General features: G+C 73.1%; 22 protein-coding genes and 1 pseudogene. 20 read left to right on the top strand and 3 right to left on the bottom strand.

Translation table 11 applies throughout. From position 1 onward, the window contains the following. Window positions 1-251 precede the first annotated feature (251 nt). The 3 genes from OG861_RS05295 (at window position 252) to OG861_RS05285 (ending at window position 3,429) form a co-directional block, all read left to right on the top strand. The gene (locus tag OG861_RS05295) at window positions 252-950 is read left to right on the top strand and encodes a DUF4142 domain-containing protein (RefSeq protein WP_329200005.1); all 699 of its coding nucleotides are present in this window, start codon (window positions 252-254) and stop codon (window positions 948-950) included. A gap of 9 nt (window positions 951-959) precedes the next feature. Then, entirely contained in the window at window positions 960-2,342 is a 1,383-nt protein-coding gene (locus OG861_RS05290; protein ID WP_330261348.1) for a DUF1996 domain-containing protein, read from the top strand. Between the two features lie 139 nt (window positions 2,343-2,481). Beyond that, the gene (locus tag OG861_RS05285; protein ID WP_330261347.1) at window positions 2,482-3,429 is read left to right on the top strand and encodes an RNA polymerase sigma factor; all 948 of its coding nucleotides are present in this window, start codon (window positions 2,482-2,484) and stop codon (window positions 3,427-3,429) included. 31 nt (window positions 3,430-3,460) lie between these two features. On the opposite strand, the gene OG861_RS05280 is transcribed toward OG861_RS05285, so the two are convergent. Beyond that, window positions 3,461-4,600, bottom strand: coding sequence for a PucR family transcriptional regulator (locus OG861_RS05280; protein WP_329200009.1), 1,140 nt, complete (start codon window positions 4,598-4,600; stop codon window positions 3,461-3,463). A 459-nt stretch (window positions 4,601-5,059) separates the two neighbouring features. Here OG861_RS05280 and OG861_RS05275 point away from each other — a divergent pair, with 459 nt between their 5' ends. From OG861_RS05275 to OG861_RS34245, 14 genes are all read left to right on the top strand, one after another. Beyond that, on the top strand, window positions 5,060-6,205 hold the full coding sequence (locus OG861_RS05275) for a hypothetical protein (RefSeq protein ID WP_330261346.1): 1,146 nt from the start codon (window positions 5,060-5,062) through the stop codon (window positions 6,203-6,205). Between the two features lie 35 nt (window positions 6,206-6,240). Then, window positions 6,241-7,650 (top strand): NADH-ubiquinone oxidoreductase-F iron-sulfur binding region domain-containing protein, encoded by a 1,410-nt coding sequence (locus OG861_RS05270; protein ID WP_329375231.1) that lies wholly within the window; start codon window positions 6,241-6,243, stop codon window positions 7,648-7,650. Window positions 7,651-7,973: 323 nt separating this feature from the next. Then, window positions 7,974-9,059 carry an SCO0930 family lipoprotein gene (locus OG861_RS05265; RefSeq protein ID WP_329200014.1) on the top strand — a complete coding sequence of 362 codons (1,086 nt, stop codon included), beginning with the start codon at window positions 7,974-7,976 and terminating at the stop codon, window positions 9,057-9,059. Window positions 9,060-9,090: 31 nt separating this feature from the next. Continuing rightward, entirely contained in the window at window positions 9,091-9,687 is a 597-nt protein-coding gene (locus OG861_RS05260; protein WP_330261345.1) for a hypothetical protein, read from the top strand. 111 nt (window positions 9,688-9,798) lie between these two features. Continuing rightward, window positions 9,799-10,929: a site-2 protease family protein gene (locus OG861_RS05255; protein WP_329200018.1), complete on the top strand. Its 1,131-nt coding sequence runs from the start codon at window positions 9,799-9,801 to the stop codon at window positions 10,927-10,929. Window positions 10,930-11,099: 170 nt separating this feature from the next. Beyond that, entirely contained in the window at window positions 11,100-12,839 is a 1,740-nt protein-coding gene (gene ctaD / locus OG861_RS05250) for an aa3-type cytochrome oxidase subunit I (RefSeq protein ID WP_330261344.1), read from the top strand. A gap of 20 nt (window positions 12,840-12,859) precedes the next feature. Continuing rightward, on the top strand, window positions 12,860-13,207 hold the full coding sequence (locus OG861_RS05245) for a hypothetical protein (RefSeq protein ID WP_329200022.1): 348 nt from the start codon (window positions 12,860-12,862) through the stop codon (window positions 13,205-13,207). Between the two features lie 115 nt (window positions 13,208-13,322). Next, entirely contained in the window at window positions 13,323-13,724 is a 402-nt protein-coding gene (locus tag OG861_RS05240) for a nuclear transport factor 2 family protein (RefSeq protein ID WP_329200024.1), read from the top strand. A gap of 144 nt (window positions 13,725-13,868) precedes the next feature. Continuing rightward, window positions 13,869-14,288 (top strand): aspartate 1-decarboxylase, encoded by a 420-nt coding sequence (gene panD / locus OG861_RS05235; RefSeq protein ID WP_132754471.1) that lies wholly within the window; start codon window positions 13,869-13,871, stop codon window positions 14,286-14,288. A gap of 15 nt (window positions 14,289-14,303) precedes the next feature. Next, window positions 14,304-14,657 carry a GNAT family N-acetyltransferase gene (locus OG861_RS05230; protein ID WP_329200028.1) on the top strand — a complete coding sequence of 118 codons (354 nt, stop codon included), beginning with the start codon at window positions 14,304-14,306 and terminating at the stop codon, window positions 14,655-14,657. After that, window positions 14,654-15,274 (top strand): aspartate/glutamate racemase family protein, encoded by a 621-nt coding sequence (locus OG861_RS05225; protein ID WP_329200030.1) that lies wholly within the window; start codon window positions 14,654-14,656, stop codon window positions 15,272-15,274. Before OG861_RS05230 ends, OG861_RS05225 begins: the two co-directional genes overlap by 4 nt. A gap of 55 nt (window positions 15,275-15,329) precedes the next feature. Continuing rightward, window positions 15,330-15,566, top strand: coding sequence for a hypothetical protein (locus OG861_RS05220; RefSeq protein ID WP_329200032.1), 237 nt, complete (start codon window positions 15,330-15,332; stop codon window positions 15,564-15,566). A 180-nt stretch (window positions 15,567-15,746) separates the two neighbouring features. After that, window positions 15,747-16,994: a transglycosylase family protein gene (locus OG861_RS05215; protein ID WP_329200033.1), complete on the top strand. Its 1,248-nt coding sequence runs from the start codon at window positions 15,747-15,749 to the stop codon at window positions 16,992-16,994. 25 nt (window positions 16,995-17,019) lie between these two features. Beyond that, window positions 17,020-17,193, top strand: a complete 174-nt coding sequence (locus OG861_RS34245) for a hypothetical protein (RefSeq protein WP_443064486.1) — start codon at window positions 17,020-17,022, stop codon at window positions 17,191-17,193. On the opposite strand, the pseudogene OG861_RS05210 reads toward OG861_RS34245, so the two are convergent. After that, window positions 17,118-17,831, bottom strand: a pseudogene (locus OG861_RS05210) (DMT family transporter); the annotation flags it as partial. The gene OG861_RS34245 and the pseudogene OG861_RS05210 overlap by 76 nt on opposite strands. Window positions 17,832-18,044: 213 nt before the next feature. Here OG861_RS05210 and OG861_RS05205 point away from each other — a divergent pair. The 3 genes from OG861_RS05205 (at window position 18,045) to OG861_RS05195 (ending at window position 21,271) form a co-directional block, all read left to right on the top strand. Beyond that, entirely contained in the window at window positions 18,045-19,526 is a 1,482-nt protein-coding gene (locus OG861_RS05205) for an SDR family NAD(P)-dependent oxidoreductase (RefSeq protein WP_329200035.1), read from the top strand. A 423-nt stretch (window positions 19,527-19,949) separates the two neighbouring features. Further along, window positions 19,950-20,123 (top strand): hypothetical protein, encoded by a 174-nt coding sequence (locus tag OG861_RS05200; RefSeq protein WP_329202667.1) that lies wholly within the window; start codon window positions 19,950-19,952, stop codon window positions 20,121-20,123. A 164-nt stretch (window positions 20,124-20,287) separates the two neighbouring features. Next, a complete protein-coding gene (locus OG861_RS05195; RefSeq protein ID WP_330261343.1) occupies window positions 20,288-21,271 on the top strand; it encodes an NAD-dependent epimerase/dehydratase family protein in 984 nt (327 codons plus the stop codon). Here OG861_RS05195 and OG861_RS05190 read toward each other — a convergent pair. Further along, entirely contained in the window at window positions 21,257-22,696 is a 1,440-nt protein-coding gene (locus tag OG861_RS05190; protein WP_329200040.1) for a lipase maturation factor family protein, read from the bottom strand. The two genes, OG861_RS05195 and OG861_RS05190, sit on opposite strands and share 15 nt — an antisense overlap. Window positions 22,697-22,705 lie beyond the last annotated feature (9 nt).

Below are 22,705 nucleotides of genomic sequence, written 5' to 3'. Positions count from 1 at the left end.
GATGGCAATTCCGGACAACTGGCCGACACGCCATGGAGTTTGACCGGCCACTCGGCACAGGCCGAACGCGGCACCGTACCAGCCGTACGAGGTGTTGCCCGGATCTTTGTCCGTTCGTGATGGTCCTTCCGAACGGGTGCCCCGACTGGCGCTAGCGTCCTTTGGCACCCAGGGAGCGCGGGTGCACACGGCGTCGCTGCCGGACACTCCGGCCACGCCGCCCCTCCCTGCCCACGCAGCAAGGAGGCACAGTGCTGTCATTCCGCCGGTCGAACGTCGCCGCCATGTCGGTCGCCTCGCGGCACGTGATGGGGACGCTCATCGTCATCGGCGCCCTCGCGTTCACGTTGGTCGCGCTGCTGGTCCCCGTGCAGAAGTTCGGCGGCACCACGGCCTCGGCCGCCACCGCCCCGTCCCCCGACGACGACGGCGCCGGCACGCTGAGCACCGCCTTCGGGCCGCTGACGCCCCAGGACCGGGACTTCGTCCGCAAAGTGCGGCTCGCCGGGCTGTGGGAACTTCCCGCAGGACGGCAGGCGCAACAGCGGGCCACGCGCCCCGCCGTCCGCACCGCCGGCGAGCACCTCATCGAAGGCCACACCGCTCTCGACCGCCACGTCCGGGACGTGGGCCAGGCCCTCGGCATGGAGTTGCCCGACCGGCCCAGCGCCCAGCAACAGGGCTGGCTCGACCAGCTCGACAGGGCCCAGGGCAACGAGTACGAGCGCCTGTTCGTCCAGCTGCTGCGCCGGGCGCACGGCAAGGTGTTCACCCTGGTCGCCCAGATCCGCGCGCAGACGCGCAACTCGATGGTGCGGGACCTGGCCACGGACGCCAACAACACCGTCCTGGACCACATCTCGGTCCTCGAAGCCAGCGGCCTCGTCGATTTCGACGGGCTGGCGGACGTCTCGCCCGCCCCTTCCACCGTTCCCCGACCGACGAAGTGAAGTGATCGCATGAGCCCAAAAGGCCACAAACGCCGACTGAGGCCGTCCCACAAGGCCCTCGCCCTCGTGTCCGCCCTCGTCCTGGGCGGCGGCGGAGTCGTGATCGTCGAACAGGCGGCCTCCGCGGGACAGGACTCCGCGCGCTCGGCGCCGGTGACCGCCACCATCGACTGTCCCGACGTGGGCGACCGGCTCCGCGAGGTGCCGGAGCCCGTACGGGCGGAAGTCGACCAGAACCTGGCGCAGTTGGACACCCAGATAGCCGACTCCTACCAGCGCCTCGCCACCGGCCGCGCCCAGGGTGACGCCCTGCTCGGCGAGTTGAAGGACAAGCGGCAGAAGACGATCACCGGCATGGCCGACGCCATCGGCCGGTCCGCCGCCCGCCCGCAGGGGCTGGAGGCGCTCAGCGGCTGTTCGATGAAGCAGGCGCCGGCCGCCGACGCCGGCGATGCCGCCGCCGAGGCGGGCGCTCCCGCCGACGCACAGGGCCTCGCCAAGAGCAAGGCCGGCGGCCCGGCCCGTTCCGACTTCGTCGTCATCGGCACGGTGAAGCCCAACGTGCGCACCCCCGCCCCCCAGGCGAGGGCGTCGAAGGGGTCCTTCTCCGTCCAGTGCGGACGCAACGAGAACCGCCACCTCAACCCGGACAACGTGATCGTGGCGCCGGGCGTGGGCAACGGCGCGCACCACATGCACGACTACGTCGGCAACAAGACCACGGACGGGTTCTCCACCAACAACAGCCTCGCGGCGTCCGGCACCACCTGCACGAACGGGGACCAGTCCACCTACTACTGGCCGGTGCTGCGGCTGCGCGACGGCCGGGCGGAGAAGGACGCGAAGGCGCCGGGCGGCGGCCAGGACGCCAACGTCGGCACCATCCTCCAGCCGAAGCAGGTGACGATCGACTACAAGGGCAGTGCCACGGGACCGGTCACCGCGATGCCGCGCTTCCTGCGGATCATCACCGGTGACGCGAAGGCCCTCACCAACGGCACGGCCAACGCGAACGCCTCCTGGAGCTGCACCGGGTTCGAGAACCGCCAGTTGAAGGACAAGTACCCGGTCTGCCCGAAGGGCAGTGACGTCGTACGGACCTTCAACTTCCAGAGCTGCTGGGACGGGAAGAACGCCGACAGCGCCAACCACCGCACCCACGTGGCCTTCGCCCGCCGCGACGGCTCCTGCCCGTCCGGGTTCAAGGCCATCCCGCAGCTCGTGCAGCGGATCACCTACGCGGTGCCGCCCGGTGCGCGGTTCGCCGTGGACAGCTTCCCCGAACAGCTGCACAAGCCGGTGACCGACCACGGCGACTTCATCAACGTCATGTCGGACGGGCTGATGGCCGGTGCCGTGCGCTGCATCAACGGCGGGCGGGCCTGCCGCTGAAACCCTCGGGGCGACGCCCCCTCCCACTCCCCGCGTCGCCCCGAGAGCGGTGCCGGTCCGAAGCCGACTTCGGACCGGCACCGCGCCGTGCCGTCGCCCCTGCGGCGGCCGGCACCGACACGAACGAGGAGCGATCGTCATGTCCGGCTCCCACGGCCCCACGGCGCGCGCGCTGTCCGACGACTGCGCGCTGCCCGACGACGCTGCACGGCCCGACGACGCTGCACGGCCCGGCGACGTCGCACCGCCCGGCGACGTCGCACCGCCCGAGGGCGGGGCAGCGGCCGATGACGGCGCGCCGCCGATCGGTGGGGCGACGCCCAGTGACCGGGAACTCATCCGGCGGCTCAGACGCTCGTACGCTCGCGGCGCCGCGGACGCCGACGTCTGCGACCTGCTGTACCGGCGCCACCGGGCTGCCCTGCTGGCCTGCGCGCGCGGTTGCTGCCGTGCCCCGCAGGACGCCGAAGACCTCGTCTCGGAGGCCTTCGTCCGTACCCTCCAGGCCGTCCGTTCCGGCGCCGGGCCGCGGGAGCACTGGCGCCCGTACCTGCTGGCGGTGGTCCGTCACACCGCCGTCGAATGGCGGGCGGGAGACGGCCGGACCGTCCTGACCCCGGACGTCGAAGCCTGGTGCCACCCGGGCCCCTGCGGCGAGGACCCGCAGCAGCGGCTGCTGTCGGAGGAGGAGCGCCGGCTGGCCGCCCGCTCCTTCCACTCCCTGCCCCGGCGCTGGAAGGCCGTCCTGTGGCACACGCTCGTCGAGGACGACTGCCCCCACCAGATGCCGGTGCTGTTCGGGATCACCCCCAGCGCCGTGACCTCGCTCGCCTTCCGCGCCCGCGAGGGGCTGCGCGAGGCCTACCTGTGCGCCCACCTCGGTGCGGCCGCGGTCGGCGACGAGCGGTGCCGGCCGTACGCGCCGCTGCTCGGCTCGGCCGTCCGGCGCCGGGCCGCACCCCGGGGCGCGGGGCTCCGCCGGCATCTGGCGGGATGCCGTTCCTGCTCCCGGGCGTACGAGGAACTGCGCGACCTCAACGCGGCCCTGGCCGCACACGCGTCCGGCCCCGGGCCCTCCCCGCGTTGACGAGGAGGGAACCGGGGCCGGACGGCGGGATCTACAGCCCGTTGACCCGGGCCATGCGGCCCGCGCCCAGCGGAGGCCGGAACTCGGCGGTCACGACACGGGCCCGGCGGCTCACCCGTGAGTGCTGGCGCCGTACTTGCGCCATCAGACGGCGGGTGCGCAGGGCCATCTCCAGTTCGAAGCGGGTCCGCGGGTCACGCAGGCCCGTTCCGAAGAGCTTCTCCAGCTGGCGCATGCGGTAGCGCACCGTCTGGGGGTGCACGCTCAGCGCCTTGGCGGCCTCCGGCGCACCGCCCCCCTCCAGCCAGGCCAGCAGGGTCACTTCCAGCCGTTCGCTCTGGCGCGGGGTCAAGTCCGCCAGCGGCCGCAGCCACCGCGCGGCCAGCGCGTGGGCCAGGGGTTCGTCCTGGAGCAGCAGCAGGGTCGAGAGGTGGTCGTCCACGAAGACGGCGCGGGCCTCGGTGCCGGGCCGGGCCGGCGTCAGGTTGAGCAGGCGCAGCGCCCAGCGCAGCGAGGAGGCGGTGTCCCGCAGGGCGACGGGGTGCCCGACGGCGGCGAACCGCCCGCGCAGCGCGCATTCCAAGGGCCCGCGGGCTTCCGGATCGGGGGCGGGGACCAGCAGGCACGGCTGCCCGCCGACCATGCCGGTGAGGGCGTCGTCCAGTACGCCCGCCAGCTGCTGCATCTCCCCCGGAGTGGCCGGGGCGACGGCGCGTACGGTGGCCGGCAGGGGCCATCCGGCCGTGGCGGCCAGTTCCGAGAGGGCAATTTCAGACATGGGCATGTCACCTGTAAGGCCGGTGAAGAGCTCCCGCCGAGCGCGTTCGGCAGCGGTGACGGCCGCCTCGGGGGAACGCTGTGAGGGAATGGCCTTGAGGGGCACCAGCTGCCCGCTCTCGGAAGGTTCCCGTTCGGGCCGCGCGGCGGTTCCCGACCGCTCGCCCTCAGGGTGACAGGAAGGCTCCCGGTACCCGAGAGCGGTGAGCAGCGCCGTCTCCACCCGCTGTCTGACCACCTCTTCGTCGGAGTCGGCGATCAGCTCGCGGAATCCGGGGATGCTCTCCTGGAGCTCCTCCACGATCCCTGCGGCCAGCGCGGGCAGTTCCCTTCGCAGGACCCGGGTCCATTCGCCGCGCGGGCGGGACCAGATGCGGTTCAGCAGTTCGCACATCGTTACCTCGTTCGTGCCGGGGTATGGCCTGCCCCGTGGGAGGGTGACAGGCCTGTCGGGGCCGCCCGGCTCCCCGCCGGCGTCAGTGCCGGCAGCGGTTCGGGCGCCTCGTACTCCCTCCAGGAGCGTGCCATCCACTTGCAGTCCCGCGACCTTGCCTGAATTTTGCCGTCGGGGAGGTGTGGCGGCGGACAAGGCGTCAACCTCGTCGCAACCGCACCACTGGAAGGGAATCTTCCGGGGATGTTCGATGCGATGACTGCGCGGGCGCCAGAAATTATCACGTTTCGATAAATCCCGTGGAGGTGCTGCGAAGCTCCACGATGCTTCTGCACTCCGGCCCCCGCTCCCCGGCCGGGCGAGGCCTCATCTCCCGCCCGCCGCTGAGCAGTTCCGACGACTACCCCGGGCGCCGAGCGTGAGGTGGAGTGCTCGGGCCCGGGCGTATGGGAGAACCACATGCCCTTGTCCCAGCCCCGTACGCCACGCTCTCACCGGGCCCGCCACACCAGACGCCACGCCGGTGCGGCCACCGCGGCGGCGGGACGGCGCGCCGTGCGCCGGCCGCCGCTGCTGTCCGCCGCCGGAGGGCTGCACCCCGCCGCACTGTCCGCCGCGGCCCTCGCCGGCCTCGTCTCGCTGACGGTGGCGGTCCGGGCGGGAGCGCTGACCAGGCTGTGGGAATTCCTGGACTACGGCGCGGGCGTCCTGTCCCTCGTCTCACTCACCTCCACGGTCCTGTGGGGCCTGGCCGCCACCGATCGCACGCTCCTGGCTTCCGGCCACCGGCTCGTCGCCCAGGGTGTGCACCGCGGACTCGGCGTCGCCGGCCTGGGCTTCCTCGCCCTGCACATATGGGTCAAGGTCGCGCAGTCGCAGACCGGCGCCGCATCCGCCGTCCTGCCGTTCGCCGACCCCGACCGGCCCCTGCTGATCGGGCTCGGCACACTGGCCGGGTACCTCTTCGTCGCCGTGGCCGTCTCGGGCGCGGCCCGCAGCGCCTTCGCCACCAAAGGCCGCTCGCTGTGGTGGCGGGCCCTGCACATGGGCGCGTACCCCGCCTGGGGCGCCTCACTGGTGCACGGCCTCAAAGCCGGGCGCGCCGCGGCCGGTTGGGTGACCGTGGCGTACGGGCTCTGCCTGGCCGGTGTCGCCGCCGTCCTCGTCATCCGGCTGCGGGCGCGGCTGCGCGCACTCCCGGCCCGCCCGGCCGTCGTGGCGCCGCCCCCGTCCCGCACGCCCGGCCAGGGGCCGCCGCGCACGCCGAGGCCGTTCGTCCGCAAACCCGCCGAATGGGCGGCGGCCCGCCTCACCGCACGGCTGGCCCGCCAGACGCAGCCGGCCGCCGCGGGCGGGGCGGGCTCCGGTCCGCTGCCCGGAGACCTGCTGCCCGGAGACCCGCTGCCCGGAGATCCGCTGCTCACCGCCCGGGCCGCTGCCGGGCCGGGGACGCAGTCCAGGCCGGCCCCGCCGCCGTATCCGCCCCCGCCGTACCCCGCACCCCCGTACGGCGCGCCGCCCTATCCCGCGGTGTTCATACCGAGCAGGCTCGGCGTGGCAGACCGCCCGGGTGAACCGCTCGGCGGCGCGCGGGGGCGCCAGTGACCGGCGTGTCCCGCCCGGCCCTCGGCTGCGTGGGCATGCCCCGTCTGCTGGCCGGGCTCGACGCCGCACCCCGCCTCGACCTCGCCGGGCACTTGACCGTGCACGGGACGCTGCCCCGCTACCCCGTCGAGGAACTGGTGCGGCTGGCCGAGGACGTGGACCTCAAGGGGCGCGGCGGAGCGGGCTTCCCCTTCGCCCGCAAACTCCGCGCCGTCACCCGCTCGGCCCGGGCCCGCGACGGCCGCACCGCCGTCGTCGTCAACGGCAGCGAGGGCGAGCCGAGTTGTCTCAAGGACACCGCCCTGCTGCTGCACGTCCCGCACCTGGTGCTCGACGGGGCACTCCTGGCCGCCGACGCGCTCGGCGCCGAGGACGTGGTCATCGGCGTCACCCGCGACGACGTGGAGGGCTCGCTGCGCGCCGCCGTCGCCGAACGCGCCGCGGCGGACCGCCGGGTCCGGGTGGCCCGCCTCCCCGAACGCTTCGTCACGGGGGAGGGCACCGCCCTGATCAACGGGATCGAGGGCGGACCCGCGCTGCCGTCCGGGCAGAAGGTGCGGACCAGCGAAAGGGGCCTCGGCGGGCTGCCGACCCTGCTGTCCAACACCGAGACCTACGCCCAACTGGCCGTCGCCGCCCGGCTCGGAGCCGCCGAGTACCGCATGGCGGGCCTCGACGACGAGCCGGGCACCGTCCTGCTGACCGTCGGGGGAGCCACGGTCGTCGAAGTGCCGACCGGGACGTCCCTGGCGTACGTCCTGGACCTGTGCGGATCGGAACCCGGCCAGGGCGTCCTGGTAGGCGGCTATCACGGCCGCTGGCTGGCCCCGCCCGCCGCCCGCTCCGCCGCGCTCTCCCGCAACTCGCTCGCCTCGTACGACGCCGTACTGGGGGCGGGCGCCGTGCTGCCGCTGCCCCACGACACCTGCCCGGCCGGGGAAGTCGCCCGCGTCACCCGCTGGATGGCGGACGAGTCCGCCGGGCAGTGCGGGCCGTGCGCGCGGGGGCTGCCCTCGCTCGCGGACGCGGTCGACGCCCTCGTCGGCGGTGGCGGCCGGCCGGCCCTCGAAGCCGTCCAGGCGCGGATGCGCTCGGTGCTCGGCCGCGGGGCGTGCAGCCACCCCGACGGAACCTCCGCCTTCGTGGCCTCCGCCCTCGCCGTGTTCCCCGACGAGTTCCGCGACCACGCGCTCGGCAGCGGCTGCGGGCGGCGCGTCCTGGGCGCCCTGCCGCTGCCGGCCGACGAGAACCCCGAACGGCTCGTCGTGGACTGGACGCTGTGCAAGGGCCACGGGCTGTGCGTGGACCTGCTGCCCGACATCGTCCGGCTGGACGCCGACGGCTACCCGGCCCAGGGAGTCATGCCCGTCCCGGGCCGGCTGCGGCCGAAGGCGCTGCGCGCGGTCCGCCGCTGCCCGGCGCTGGCGCTGCGCATCCAGGAATGAGCACGGTCAGGAATGAGCACGGTCAGGAATGACCACGGTCAGGAATGGAAGGCCGGCCTCGCGCGAGGCCGGCCTCGCGCACGGTCGGCAATGCGTGCGGCCGGCAATCGGCGCGGCCAGGAATCGGCGCGGCCAGGAATGGGCGCCGCCGGCCACGAGCGCGTCCGGGAACGAGCCGGCCGTGAACGGCTGCGGCCGGCCCCAGTTCAGCCTTTGGCGTGATCTGACAAATTCCCGTCCATTCGAATTCCGGGGGCTTCCCAGGCTTTATGAATGACCCAGGAAGAGTGAACGCCGAATGGAAACGCAGGGAGTGAGCAACCGTGAACAACAAGCGTCGTGGGGCGGCCGCCGCCGGATCGGTGATGGCGGTACTGGTACTGGCGGCCGGATGCGGGAGCGGCGGGACCAACGCCGGCCGCTCGGGAAATGCCGTACAGCCGGTCGGGGACAGCAAAGCGATAGGGAACGGGTACGGCAGCGGATACGGCTCCGGCGGCTCGGGGGCGGACCCGGCGGCCGGCGCGGCCGGGGCGGCCGGCGCCGCCGGATCCGGCTACGGCGGCGTGGAGCCCGGGACGTCGGTGCGGGCCGGCCAGCTCGCCGTACGGGACATCGCGAACGTGGGCAGCGTGGTCACCGACAGCGCCGGCCTCACCCTCTACCGGTTCGACAAGGACACCGCCAAGCCCCCCACATCGAACTGCTCCGGCGACTGCGCCACCGCCTGGCCGCCCGTCCCCGCGGCGGACGCCTCCGCCGCCCAGGGCATCGACGCCTCCCAGCTCGGCGAGGTCACCCGCGCCGACGGCAGCAAGCAGCTCACCCTCGGCGGCTGGCCCGTGTACCGCTACGCCAAGGACACCCAGGCCGGGGAGGCCAAGGGCGAAGGCGTCGGCGGCACCTGGCACGCGCTGGCCGCCGACGGCAAGAAGGCCGTCGACCAGAAGGGCGGCCAAAAACCCGGCACGCCCGCTACCGGGGCCATGGGCTCGGGAATGGGCAGCGGAATGGGGAGCGGGATGGGCGATATGAACGCCCGGACGGGAACGGAACTCTCCGTCGCCACCGACACGAAACTCGGGAAGATCCTCGTCGACGCACAGGGGCGCACCCTCTACCGGTTCAACAAGGACAGTGCGTGGCCCATGAAATTCGGTTGCCTCGACGCCTGCCTCGACACCTGGAAGCCCGCCGCGCCGGTGGACAAGACGAAGGTGTCCGGAATCGCCGCCGGACTCGTCGGATCGGTGAAGCGGCCCGACGGGTCACAGCAATTGACGATCGACTGCTGGCCCGTCTACCTGTTCACCGGCGACACCCAGCCCGGCCAGACCAACGGACACAACAAGCAGGGCCTGTGGTTCGCCGTCGACGACGCCGGCAAGAAGGTCCCCGCGGACCGGTAGGGCACATCCACCTCTGCGAGGGAGACCAGACATGCCGCAACCACCCCGCGTCACCGCCCGCCACCTGGCGCCCTGCGTGGCCGTGCTGGTCGCCTCCCTGCTGTGCGGCGGGTGCGCCACGGGACACGCGAAGGTCCGCCCGGTCGCCGCCGCCTCCGCCCGGGCCAACGGCGTCAGCGTCCAGGACCTGGCGGCGGCCCTCGGCTGCACCGCCGAGATCACCGTCGACGCCGAAGAACTGCGGGAAGGGGCGTGCGGGGCGGGGGCGGCCGGCTACCGGATCGCGACCTTCACCGCCGACGAGGGCCAGCGCGAGTGGCTGGCGGAGTCCCGCGGGTACGGCGGTACCTACCTGGTCGGAGACCGGTGGGTGGTCACCGCCGCCTCCGCCGAAGCCCTGGCGCCGCTGCGGGAGCGCCTCGGCGGCAAGGTGGAGACCGGCGACGCGCACGGCCCCGAGCACGGGGACGCCGGTCACGACGGGGGCGCCGGCCACGCCGACTCCGGCCACGACGCCCCCGGCCACGGGGACGCGAGCCACGGGGACGCGAGCCACGACGCCGCACACGGCGATGCCCCGCAGGGCGACGCCTCCCACAGCCCCGGGCACGGTCCGTCACCCGGGTAGCGGCACGGCGAGAGGGACACTGGAGGTGAGGCCCCGGCCGTCCGGTCCACGGGGTACGGGACGCGCGGTGCGCCCCGGGTGGACCGGTACGCCGGGCCGGCTGGAGAGGCCATGAACGGCTCTGTCCCCGTGGGACGCGTGGTCGGCGTACCGCTGCGCATGCACTGGAGCGTGCCGCTGCTGGCGGTCTTCCTCGCGTACGGCCTCGGCCGCCGGACCCTCCCCCTCTGGACACCGGGATACTCGAACGCCGTGTACACCCTCGCCAGCGCCGTCGGGGCCCTGCTGCTGATGGCGAGCCTGCTGCTGCACGAGGCGGCGCACGCCGCGACGGCCCGCCGCAAGAAGATTTCCGTACAGGACGTGACGCTGTGGGCCCTGGGCGGGATGACCCGCATGGGCCGCCCCCAGAGCGCGGCGGCGGCCTTCGCGGTCGCCGTGAGCGGGCCGCTGACCAGCCTGGTCATCGGCGGGGCGGCCCTCGGCGCCGGCATCGGCCTGAACACCCTCTCGGGCTGGGCAGTGCCCGCAGCGGTCCTCGGATGGCTCGGCTGGGTGAACCTGGCCCTCGGGGTGTTCAACCTGCTGCCCGCGGCTCCGCTGGACGGCGGTCGCGTCGTGCAGGCCCTGCTGTGGTGGCGCACCGGGGACCGCGACCGCGCCGACCGCGCGGCGTCGCGCAGCGGCCAGGTGCTCGGAGTCCTGCTGATGGGCGCCGGCTGGGTCTCGTTGCTGCGCGGGTCCTCGGGCGGACTGTGGCTGGTCTTCACCGGCCTGTTCGTCATGGTGGTCGCGGGCGCGGAACGGCAGCGCGCCGTCATCGGCACGGCCCTGCAGGGCGTCCGGGTCGCCGACGCGATGAGCAGCCCGGTCGCCACCGGCGCCGACTGGCTGACCGTCCGCCGCTTCATCGACGAGGTGGCCCTCCCGTCCCGCCACTCCGCCGTGCCGCTGCTCGACTTCGACGGCCGCCCCAGCGGCATCGTCGAACTGCGCAGGCTGGGAGCGGTCCAGGACCCGCTGCGGGACACCACCCAGGTGCGCGACGTGGCGACCCCGCTCGCGAGGTGTGCGGTCGCCTCCGCCGACGAGTTCCTGACCGAGGCCCTCGACCGGCTCAGCACGGCCACCGGTACCCGCCTCCTCGTGGTCGACGACGGCCGTCTCGTCGGCATCGTCACCGCGAAGGACATCACCCGCCTGATGCGCCGCAACCTGCTGGGCGGCGAGAAGCGGGACTGACGCCGCGCCGCCACCTTCACCCGGCGCCACCTTCACCCGTACGCGCGTGCACGCCGCCGCGCGTCCGCCCGGCCGTGGCAGTAGACAGGGACGACGTGTGCGGGCAGCCCGAGCCGGCTGCCCGCGCGGCAGACCGCCCGTCGCCGTCCGATGATGTCCAGGGGATCCGCATGACCACTGTCACCGAGCCGATCGCGCCCATTCCCACGCGGGGGAGAACCGTGGGACAGGTCGTGGTGGCCTGGCTGTCGACGACGGACCACAAGAAGATCGGGCACCTCTACCTGATCGCCTCGTTCGTCTTCTTCGTCATCGGCGGCGTGCTCGCCCTCCTGCTGAGGGCGGAGCTGGCCCGGCCGGGTATGCAGATCGTCTCCAACGAGCAGTACAACCAGATCTTCACGTTGCACGGCACGATCATGCTGCTGTTCTTCGCGACGCCGACGTTCGCCGGGTTCGCCAACGCGATCATGCCCCTGCAGATCGGGGCGCCGGACGTGGCGTTCCCCCGGCTGAACATGCTGTCGTTCTGGCTGTTCCTGTTCGGCGGCATCATCGTCGTGGGGAGCCTGCTCACGCCGCAGGGCACGGCCGACTTCGGCTGGACCGCCTACACCCCGCTCAGCAGCGTGGAGCGGACCCCGTTCATCGGCGGCGACATGTGGATCATGGGGCTGGCCATGTCGGGATTCGGGACGATCCTGGGCGCCGTCAACTTCGTCACCACGATCATCTGCATGCGCTCGCCCGGGATGACGATGTTCCGGATGCCGATCTTCACCTGGAACATCCTGCTGACCTCGGTGCTGGTCCTGTTCGCCTTCCCGGTCCTGGCGGCGGCGCTGCTGGTGCTGGAGGCGGACCGCAAGTTCGGTGCGCACGTCTTCGACCCGTCCAACGGCGGGCCGATCCTGTGGCAGCACCTGTTCTGGTTCTTCGGGCACCCGGAGGTCTACATCATCGCCCTCCCGTTCTTCGGGATCATCACCGAGATCCTCCCCGTCTTCTCCCGCAAGCCGGTGTTCGGCTACCTCGGCCTGGTCGGGGCGACGATCGCGATCGCGGGGCTGTCGGTGACGGTGTGGGCGCACCACATGTTCGCCACGCAGGCCGTGCTGCTGCCGTTCTTCTCCTTCATGACGTTCCTGATCGCGGTGCCGACCGGGGTGAAGTTCTTCAACTGGATCGGCACGATGTGGAAGGGCTCGCTGTCCTTCGAGACGCCGATGCTGTGGTCCATCGGCTTCCTGGTGACCTTCCTCTTCGGCGGTCTGACCGGCATCATCCTGGCCTCGCCGCCGATGGACTTCCACGTCACGGACTCCTACTTCGTCGTCGCCCACTTCCACTACGTGGTCTTCGGCACGGTGGTGTTCGCGACGTTCGCCGGCTTCTACTTCTGGTGGCCGAAGATGACCGGCACCATGCTCGACGAACGCCTCGGCAAGATCCACTTCTGGACGCTGTTCGTCGGCTTCCACCTCACCTTCCTCGTCCAGCACTGGCTGGGAGCCGAAGGCATGCCGCGCCGCTACGCCGACTACCTCGCCGCCGACGGGTTCACCACCTTGAACACCGTCTCCTCCATCGGCGCGTTCCTGCTCGGCGGATCGACCCTCCCCTTCCTCTACAACCTGTGGAAGACCGCGAAGTACGCGCCGCGCGTCACCGTCGACGACCCGTGGGGGTACGGCCGTTCGCTGGAATGGGCCACCTCCTGCCCGCCGCCGCGCCACAACTTCGTCACGCTGCCGCGGGTACGTTCCGAATCACCGGCCTTCGACCTGCACCACTTCGAGGTCTCGGAACTGGAGCGCATCGAGAACGAGGGCCAGCGCGACGTGGTCGACCAGGACAGGGCCGTCTCCCCGCCCCGCGACGACTCCGCCGGACCGACGGCCGCCGGGTAGCAGGACGGCGGCGAGCGACGATGGACGAGAAGGCCCAGAGGGAGGCCGCGGCCGGCCTCGCGCGCCTGGAGGGCTACCTGATCAGCCAGGCGGCCCTCCATGAGGCACACGCCGAGGCGCAGGCCTTCGCCGGACGCCTGACCTGGCTCGGCCCGGGCGAACGGCAGGAGGTCGCGGGCCTCTTCGCGGAGCACCACCTGCGCCTCAAGCGGCAGATGCTGGCCGCCGTCGTGGCCCGGGGCGAGGAACTCGCGACCGCGTACGAGCACCGCTACAGCGTGCTGCGCCGACGCCTGACGGCCACTGTGGTGGCAGCGGTCCCGGTGCTGCCGGCCCTGCTCCTCGCCGTGCTGGTCCTGCTGCGCTAGGCCGGTCCGGCCCGGGAGGCCGCTCGGACAGGGTCCGGGGCCGTGGACAAGTGGACAATGGGTCGGCGCCCGGCCCGCGGAAGGCGGCCGGCGATCCGACCCGGGGGAGCAAGACATGTCGCACAAGCCCGAACTCGACGCCCTGACCGCCGACTTCTTCGGCGCCTTCGACAACCGGGACGGCAAGACCGCCGACGTGGACAGGCTCCGCCGACTGTTCCTCCCCGGCGGTGTCATCGTCAAGACGGGCCCGGACTTCACGGTCTACACGGTGGAGGAATTCATCGAACCCCGCCAACGGCTGCTGGCCGAGGGCCGACTGGTCGACTTCTCGGAGTGGGAGACCTCCGAAAGCACCGAGATCCAGGGGGACATCGCCTCGCGCTTCGGCGGCTACCGCAAGTCCGGAATCCTGGACGGCGCCCCCTTCGAGGGCGCCGGCACCAAAACCCTCCAGTTCGTCCGCACCCCCGAGGGCTGGCGCATCGCCGCCCTCTCCTGGCACGACCACCCCTGACCCGCGAGCCGGTCGTCACGTCGGCGCCGGTCGCCGTGGCCGTCCCCTGGCCCAGTGCGTACGCCGGCGAGTCGTTGTAGGCTCCGGAGACCGCCCTTGACCTGCGAGGAGCAGGCAGGGAGCTGACATTCCGGGAGTTTCCGCATGCTTCGTACCATGTTCAAGTCCAAGATCCACCGGGCCACCGTCACGCAGGCCGATCTGCATTACGTCGGCTCCGTGACCATCGATGCCGACCTGCTGGACGCCGCCGACCTGTTGCCCGGGGAGCTCGTCCACATCGTGGACATCACCAACGGGGCACGGTTGGAGACGTACGTCATCGAGGGGGAGCGGGGGTCCGGGGTCATCGGGATCAACGGGGCCGCCGCGCACCTCGTGCATCCCGGGGACCTCGTCATCCTCATCAGCTACGCGCAGGTCGAGGACGCCGAGGCGCGGGCGTTGAAGCCCCGGGTCGTGCACGTCGACGCCGACAACCGCATCATCGAACTCGGGGCGGATCCCTCCGCCCCGGTTCCCGGAACGGACCAGGAGCGCAGCCCCCACGCGGTGGCTGTCTGAGGGGAGCGGGGGAGCATGGCCGAGAACCAGGCGATCGAGTTCGAGGACGACCGGAAGGCGGGGCGGCTGCTCGCCATCGAGGGCGGGGCGGTGGTCGGGTTCATCGCCTACTTCGTGCTCGCCGGGGAGCCCGGCGCGCTGGTCGCCGTGCACACCATCGTCGAGCCGGGCCACGAGGGCCGCGGGATCGGCGGGCAGCTGGTGAGGACCTTCTACGCGATCGCCGCAGCCGAAGGGGTTCCCGTGGTCCCGCTGTGTCCCTACGCGGCGGCCTGGGCCGCCAAACATCCCGACGAGGCTCCCGCCGCCCCCGCCGGGGTGGCCGAGGCGGCGAAGGCCCAGCTGATCGCGGACTCCGGCCGCTGGTGAGCGGCCGGGCCCTGACCCTGCTGCACACCTCCCCGGTCCACGTCCCGGTCTTCGACGCGCTGCGGGACCGCGACCACGCCGGGGCGGTGCTGCGGCACCTCGTCGTCCCGCAGCTGCTGGAGCGGGCCCGTACGCACGGGCCCGCGTCGGTGGCTCCCGGCGTGCGGGAGGCCCTCGCCGGGGCGAACGGGCCGGTGCTGGTCACCTGCTCGACGATCGGGGCCGTCGCCGAGTCCCTCGCACCCGCCCTCGGACGGCCCGTGCTCCGCGTGGACCGGCCCATGGCGGCCGCGGCCGTGGACGCCGGCCCCCGGATCGTCGTACTCGCCGCCGTCCGGTCCACCGTCGCCCCGACGCTGGAGCTGCTGGAGCAGGAGGCCGCCGGCCGGGCCGTCACCGTACGCACGCACCTGGTCGCGGAGGCGTGGGAGTGCTTCGAGGCGGGGGACACCGACGGGTACCTGAGCCGGGTGGCCCGCGCGGCGGACGAGGTCGCCGACGCGGACGTCATCCTCCTCGCCCAGGCGTCGATGGCGGGCGCGGCGGACCTGGTGCGGACGGCGGTGCCCGTCCTGAGCAGCCCCTCCACCGGGCTGGCCGCGGCCCTGCGCCCGTAGGCGGCCGACGGACGCCGACGGGCGTACCCGCCCGGTTCCGGGGAAGGTGGTGCGTATGGTGCTCAACCTCGTGGTGCTCGACGAAGACGAAGACCAGACGCAGCCCCCCACCCCGGAGCCCGACCCGGTCCCCGCGCCCCGGCCGGGGCCCGGACCCTTCCCCGAGCCCGACCCGGTGCCGCGTCCCGCGCCCCCGATCCCGGGTCCCGTGCCGGAGCCCGATCCGGTGCCGCCGCCCCCGGGGCCGGCCCCGATCCCGCAGCCCGGGCCGCTGGGCCGCGCCGCGGGCTAGCCGTCTCTTCCGGATCCTCCCTGGCCCGCGCCGCCCGACACCGCACCTCGCGGCGCCGTCGGGGCAGGTCAGCGGGCAAAGCGTCAATTCCCCCTCGGAGACAGCCGGTTGTCGCTATTGTCAGCCTCCACCGGCGCCGTTAGCTTGTGCGGTTCCGGCACGTCTTCAAGGGGGGCTCCCATGGGTGTACGGGGCCGGCACCGCCGGTACCAGCCGAGCAGCATCAACCGCGCCTCGCTCGCCGTCACCGCGGGTGGCGCCGGGATCGCGCTGCCGCTCATCGGAGCCGGGGCCGCCCACGCGGCCTCCATCGGCACCTGGGACAAGGTCGCTGCCTGCGAGTCGACCAACAACTGGCACGTCAACACCGGCAACGGCTACTACGGCGGCCTCCAGTTCAGCCAGAGCACCTGGCGCGCCTTCGGCGGAACCGCCTTCGCGGCCCGCGCCGACCTGGCCACCAAGGACCAACAGATCGCGGTGGCCGAGAAGGTGCTCAAGGGCCAGGGGCCCCGCGCCTGGCCCGCCTGCGGACCGCAGGCCGGGCTGAGCCGCAGCGGCCCCGCCCCCGCTGGGGCACCCGCCGCGATCCCGCGCCAGAAGCAGGCGGCTCCCGAGGCCACCCGGGTGCAGGCCCCGAGCCCGACCCGACCGACCGACACCACGGTCCTGCCGAACCCGTACGTCGTCGCCCCCGGGGACTCGCTCTCGGCGATCGCCACCGGCCAGCACGTCGAAGGCGGCTGGCAGGCGCTGTACGAGACCAATCGGGACACCATCGGCGGCAACCCGAACCTGATCTTCCCCGGCCAGCGGCTCACGCTGCGCATCACCGCCGCCCCCGTCGCGCCGCCCTCCCAGAACCCGGAGAAGCCGCCGCGGGTCGCCGAGCCGGTCAAGCCCGTACAGCCGGCCGCCCCCCGACCCGAGAAGACACAGCCGCAGAAGACGCAGCCCGAGCAGGCCAAGCCCGAACAGACGAAGGCCGCCGAGTCCGCGTCAGCGAAGCAGGGGACGGCGTCCGCGGGCTTCACCGCGCCGGTCGACGCCGCGCTCGGAACGGCGTACCACGTCGCCGGTTCCTCCTGGTCCAGCGGCTACCACACCGGGGTCGACTTCCCCGTCCCGACCGGCACCAGCATCAAGGCCGTCGGGCCCGGCACCGTCCTCTCCGCCGGCTGGGCCGGGGCGTACGGCTACCAGGTCGTCATCCGGCACGCCGACGGCCGGTACTCCCAGTACGCCCACCTCTCCGCCCTCGGCGTCAAGGCCGGGCAGCAGGTCTCCGGCGGTCAGCGCATCGGCCGCTCCGGCTCCACCGGCAACACCACCGGACCGCACCTCCACTTCGAGATGCGCACCGGGCCCGGGTACGGAACCGACATCGACCCCCTCAAGTACCTCCGCGGGCGGGGCGTCGACATCTGACCCCCGTACGGGCGGCGGCGCGGCCGTGAGCAGGATCAGGCCGGCCGCCGCCGCCGCGCCGCTCACCAGGGCCGCCGCCGTCCCCGCGTACCCGTACCGGAAGCCCTCGTCGAACAGCGAGAGGCCGACCACCGCGGCCACCACCGGGTCCACCACCGTGACCGTCGCCAGCGGCGCCGTCAGCCCCGCACCCCGGTAGGCGGCCTGCGACAGCAGCAGGCCGCCGGACGCCAGGACGGCGATGGCCAGCAGTTCGGGCCAGCGGGAGAACGGCGCGTCCAGGGAGAAGCCGTCGGCCACCGACTTGGTGAACACCGAGGCCATGCCGAAGGCGGTTCCGGCGGCGGCGGCCAGCAGCACACCGCGCAGCACCACCCGGCGCACCCGGCGCGCCACCAGGACCAGCGCCGTCACCCCCGCCGCCGTCACGCTCATCAGCAGGCCCTGCTCGCCGCCCGTCAGGGTCCGCCCCGGGTCCCGGTCGCCGCCCGTCAGCGCCAGCAGCCCGGCCAGCCCGGCCGTCGCCAGCAGCGCCCCGCGCCAGGCCGCCGCGCCCGCCCGGCGCCGTACGAACACGGCCGCCATCGGGAGCGCGAAGACGATGGTCAGCGCACCGAGCGGCTGCACCAGGCTCAGTGGCCCGTAGGCCAGCGCGAGGACGTGGAGTGCCGCGCCGAGGCCGTTCAGTGCCACCGCCACCCACCAGACGGGCCGGTGGAGCGGGGCGTAGAAACGGTCCGGCGAGCCGTCCGCGACCCGCTCCTGGACGATCGCGCCCGCGGCGTACGCCACGGCCGACGCGAGGCAGAGCAGGACCGACAGCGCCAAGGCACTCATGTTGTCCACAATGCCCCACCCGACCGGCCTATTCCTGACCCTGCCCCGCCCGGCTTCGACCCCGGCTCCCTTGCGTACCGTGATGGTTCCTCGCACTCCGTGAGGAGCCCGCCCGCGGGTTTGGTGCCGGACGTGTGCCCTGTCGTACAGTTGCGGTTTTGGGACCTCCGCAGCAGGCGGATGCGGACGAGTGAGCAAGGAACGGCAGCGGCCATGACGGTGACCGAAGACAACCCTGTGACCGGGGACGACCAGGCGTACGGCCCGGGCATCGACCCCGACCGGCTGGCCCTCTGCCTCAGCGTCCTCGACGAGCTGGACAAGCTCGACGTCGACCACCCGGACGCCGTCACCGTACGCCGTGCCACCGCCGGCCTGTACCGCACGGTCAAGCAGCGCCGCCGCCAAGAGCGCCGCGCCGCCAAGACCGCCAACGACAAGGCCGTCACCGAGGCGACCGCGACCGGCTCCGCCGAGCGCATCGACGACGAGACCCAGGGCAACGCCCTGACCGCCGCCACCAAGGGCCCGATCGCCGGGATACTCCAGCGCCCGCGCTCCTGCTACGTCTGCAAGACGCGCTACGTCGAGGTCGACGCGTTCTACCACCAGCTGTGCCAGGACTGCGCCGCCTTCAACCGGGCGCGCCGCGACGCCCGCACCGACCTGACCGGCCGCCGCGCCCTGCTCACCGGCGGCCGCGCCAAGATCGGCATGTACATCGCGCTGCGGCTACTGCGCGACGGCGCCCACACCACCATCACCACCCGCTTCCCCAATGACGCGATCCGTCGCTTCAAGGCGATGCCGGACAGCTCCGAGTGGCTGCACCGCCTCAAGATCGTCGGCATCGACCTCCGCGACCCCGCGCAGGTCGTCGCGCTCGCCGACTCGGTCGCCGCAGAGGGTCCGCTCGACATCCTGATCAACAACGCGGCCCAGACCGTGCGCCGGTCCCCGGGCGCCTACAGCGAGCTGGTCGCCGCCGAGAGCGCCCCGCTGCCGGCCGGCGAGCTGCCCTCCGCCGAGGTGATCGGCACGTTCGGCAGCGGCACCGTCGACCGGGTCGCCGCCCTGCCCACCGGCAAGGGCGAGAAGCTCAGCGCGCAGGACATCACCGAACTCGCGCTGGTCTCCGGTTCCGCCTCTCTGGAGCGCATCGCGGCCGGTACCGCCATCGACGCGGGCGGCCTGGTCCCGGACCTGCACGACACCAACAGCTGGATCCAGACGGTGTCCGAGGTGGACCCGATCGAGCTCCTCGAAGTGCAGCTGTGCAACTCCACCGCGCCCTTCATCCTGATCAGCAAGCTGCGTCCGGCGATGGCCGCGGCCGAGGCGGGCCGCCGCTACGTCGTCAACGTCTCGGCGATGGAAGGCGTGTTCAGCCGCGGCTACAAGGGCGCCGGGCACCCGCACACCAACATGGCCAAGGCCGCCCTCAACATGCTGACGCGGACCAGCGCCCAGGAGATGTTCCAGAAGGACCAGATCCTGATGACCGCCGTGGACACCGGCTGGATCACCGACGAGCGCCCGCACCCGGACAAGATCCGTCTCGCGGAGGAGGGCTTCCACGCCCCGCTCGACCTGGTGGACGGCGCGGCCCGGGTCTACGACCCGATCGTCCGCGGCGAGGCGGGCGAGGATCTGTACGGCGTCTTCCTCAAGGACTACGCGCCCGCCAACTGGTAAGCGGTACAGCCCTGCTCGCGCCCCGGTCTCCCTCGTGGAGGCCGGGGCGCGGTCGTCCCGGGCCGTGCGGCGGGCGGTCGTACGCGCGCACGTCCCGGCGCCACCGGTTCCGGTACCGCTCGCCCGTCCTCCCCCACGCGGGCCCGGGCGGAGCACCGGCCGCCGACACGCCGTGCCACGACTTCCCGACCCGGGGAACACGACTTCCCGACCCAGGGAAGAGGGGAAGGACACAAGAGGGCGCGAGTGAATTTTGCCTTTCCATCGAGCGGGGGCCCGCTCATATGTGTACTCTTGAGCGCATGAAAGGGCCCCACCACGGCCCTCCCTCGCTCCATCACGGCGCCACCGCGTCCGGTATCCCTTTATTCCTGCCCGACGCGGGGTTCGCCCGCCGGGTTACGCGACACAAAGGAGTGCGCGGTGACAGAACTGACGAAGTCCGACCAGGTCCTGCTGGAACGTTCGGGGCGGCACGGCAAGGCCCGCTCCGACGAACTCGGCAGCCTCGAGGTGTGGGCCCGTTCCGCGCCGATCCGGCTGGCGGGCTACGAAGACGACCTGGCGGAGCCGCACATCCTGCCCGGCATCGACTAGAGCGACCGGCCCTGGCGGCCTCGGTGACACAGCGCCCCCGCGCCGACCCGGCGGCGGGGGCGCCCCACGTCCCCGACGGGTCCCGGGCCCCGTACGCCCTGGGCGTCATCGCTGAAAGCGATCAAGGGTTCCGGACCGGGTCCCCGGCGGGCAGGCTGACCGGCATGAGACTACTGATGCTGGGCGGCACCGAATTCGTCGGACGCGCCCTCACCGAAGAAGCCGTGGACCTGGGTTGGGACGTCACCGTCTTCCACCGCGGCCGCCACGCGCCCCCTCCGGGAACCTCCGCGCTCCACGGAGACCGCACCGCCCCCGACGGCCTGGCCGCGCTCGCCGAGGGGGAGTGGGACTTCGTCGTCGACACCTGGAGCGGGGCCCCCACCGCCGTGCGCGACACCGCCCGGCTGCTCGCGGACCGGGCCGGGCGGTACGCCTACGTCTCCAGCCGCTCGGTGTACGGGTTCCCCGGCCCCGCAGGCCTGGCCGAGGACGGCCCGCTCGTCGGGGGCTCGCCCGACGCGGAGGCCACCGCCTACGCCGAGGACAAGCGGGGCGGTGAACTCGCCGCGCTCGACGCCTTCGGCGGGCGTGCCCTGCTGGTGCGCGCCGGGCTGATCCTCGGCCCGTACGAGAACGTCGGCCGCCTGCCGTGGTGGCTGAACCGCGCCGCGCGGGGCGGCCCGATGCTCGCCCCCGGCCCGCGCGACCTTCCGATCCAGTACATCGACGTACGGGACCTGGCCCGTTGGACCCTGCGAGCCGCCCGGGCCGGGCTCGGCGGCGCGTACGACCTGGCGTCCCCGCCCGGGCACACCACGATGGCCGGCCTGCTGGAAGCCTGCGTGCGCGTCACCGGAGGCGGGGCGGAGCTCCGCTGGACCGACCCGGCCAGGATCGCGGAAGCCGGCATCGAGCCGTGGACGTCCCTGCCCGTCTGGCTCCCGCCGGGCGAACTGCACGCGTACATGTTCGGCGGCGACGTCACCAAGGCCCTCGCCGCAGGTCTGCACTGCCGGCCCGTCGAGGAGACCGTGGCCGACACCTGGGCCTGGCTCCGCGGCCTCGGCGGTATCGCCCCGCAGCGTCCCGACCGGCCGGCCAAGGGCGTGACGCCGGAAGAGGAGGCGGCGCTACTCGGGCTCTGACCAGGCCGCCTCCGCGAGCCGGGTGGGCGGCAGGTACTCGCGCAGCAGCGTCCGGTGCCACCAGGCGCCCGTCGCGCGGAGCTCACGCCAGGTCGTGAACCGGTAGCGGTACAGCCTGGCCCGCACGTACACCGGCGGCGCGTCGGGGAAGGGGTTGTGGCGCAGCAGGCGCAGGGTGTCCCGGTCACCCGACAGCAGCCGCTCCACGAACGGCCCGAACCAGTCCCGCGCGTAACCGGGGGAGAGGGCCGCGAACCACATCAGCCAGTCGAGCCGCAGGTGGTAGGGGGCGAACTGGCGGGGCGCGCGGCGCGGATCGCCCGGTTTGCCCTTGAAGCCGTACTCGAGCCAGTCGCCGTCAGTGCGGGGCGTCCGTTCGGCCGTGCCCTCCACCACGACCTCGTCCCGGATCCGGCCCACGGTGCCGAAGGCCCCGTAGGTGTTCACCAGGTGCAGGGAATCGAAGGAGCGGTTCATCACCTGGCGCCGGGAGAGCATGTTGGCCACCGGATGCCGGCTGAGGACGAGCACCAGCGCGGTCACCGCGCACACCAGGACCACGTACCACAGTGGCGCCGGGCGGAAGGCCGCGGCCGGGGGCGGCCCGGCGAGCCCCGTGAAGTCGATGGCGGACAGCGCCGGCGCGATCGTGATCCAGTTCAGCCAGGCGAAGTTCCCCGACAGCACCAGCCACAGCTGCGTCGCGACGATGATCCCGGCGGCGTACGAGGCCACCGGCTGCGGGGTGAACAGCAGGACCGGGACGACCAGTTGCGTCACGTGGTTCGCGGCGCACTCCACCCGGTGCAGCGGCTTCGGCAGGTGGTGGAAGAACCAGCTCAGCGGTCCCGGCATCGGCTGCGTCTCGTGGTGGAAGTAGAGGCAGGTGAGCTTGCGCCAGCAGGCGTCGCCCCGAATCTTGATCAGCCCGGCGCCGAACTCCACCCGGAACACGACCCACCGCAGCAGCCACAGCACCAGCACCGGCGGCCCCGTCCGGGCGTTGCCGAGGAAGACGGCGAGGAAGCCCACCTCCAGCAGCAGCGACTCCCAGCCGAAGGAGTACCAGGTCTGCCCCACGTTCACGATCGACAGGTACAGCAGCCACAGCACCGCCCACATCGCCATCGCCGCCCCCAGCGGCACGGCGTCCCCGGCCCCCGCCGCGAGCGCCGCGGCCAGCACCGCACCGGCCCAGGCGCAGCAGGCGAAGAGCGGGTCGGAGTATCGCAGTTGGAACAGGCTCGGGGCGCGGCGGAACGGGACGTGGCGCACGTAGCGCGGCACGGGGAGCATGCCGTGCGCCCCGATCAGGGCGCGGAACTGGAGGGCGGCGGCGGTGAAGGCGCAGAGGTAGACGCCGGCCAGGGCCCGCTGGAAGACCAGCCGGCCCAACCAGTAGCCGGGTGCCGTGAACCAGTCCATCCCCTCCAG

It is taken from the genome of Streptomyces sp. NBC_00539, assembly GCF_036346105.1.
Lineage (GTDB): Bacteria > Actinomycetota > Actinomycetes > Streptomycetales > Streptomycetaceae > Streptomyces.
Note: the sequence above shows the minus strand (reverse complement) of the source record. Positions and strands in the feature narration are given on the sequence as shown.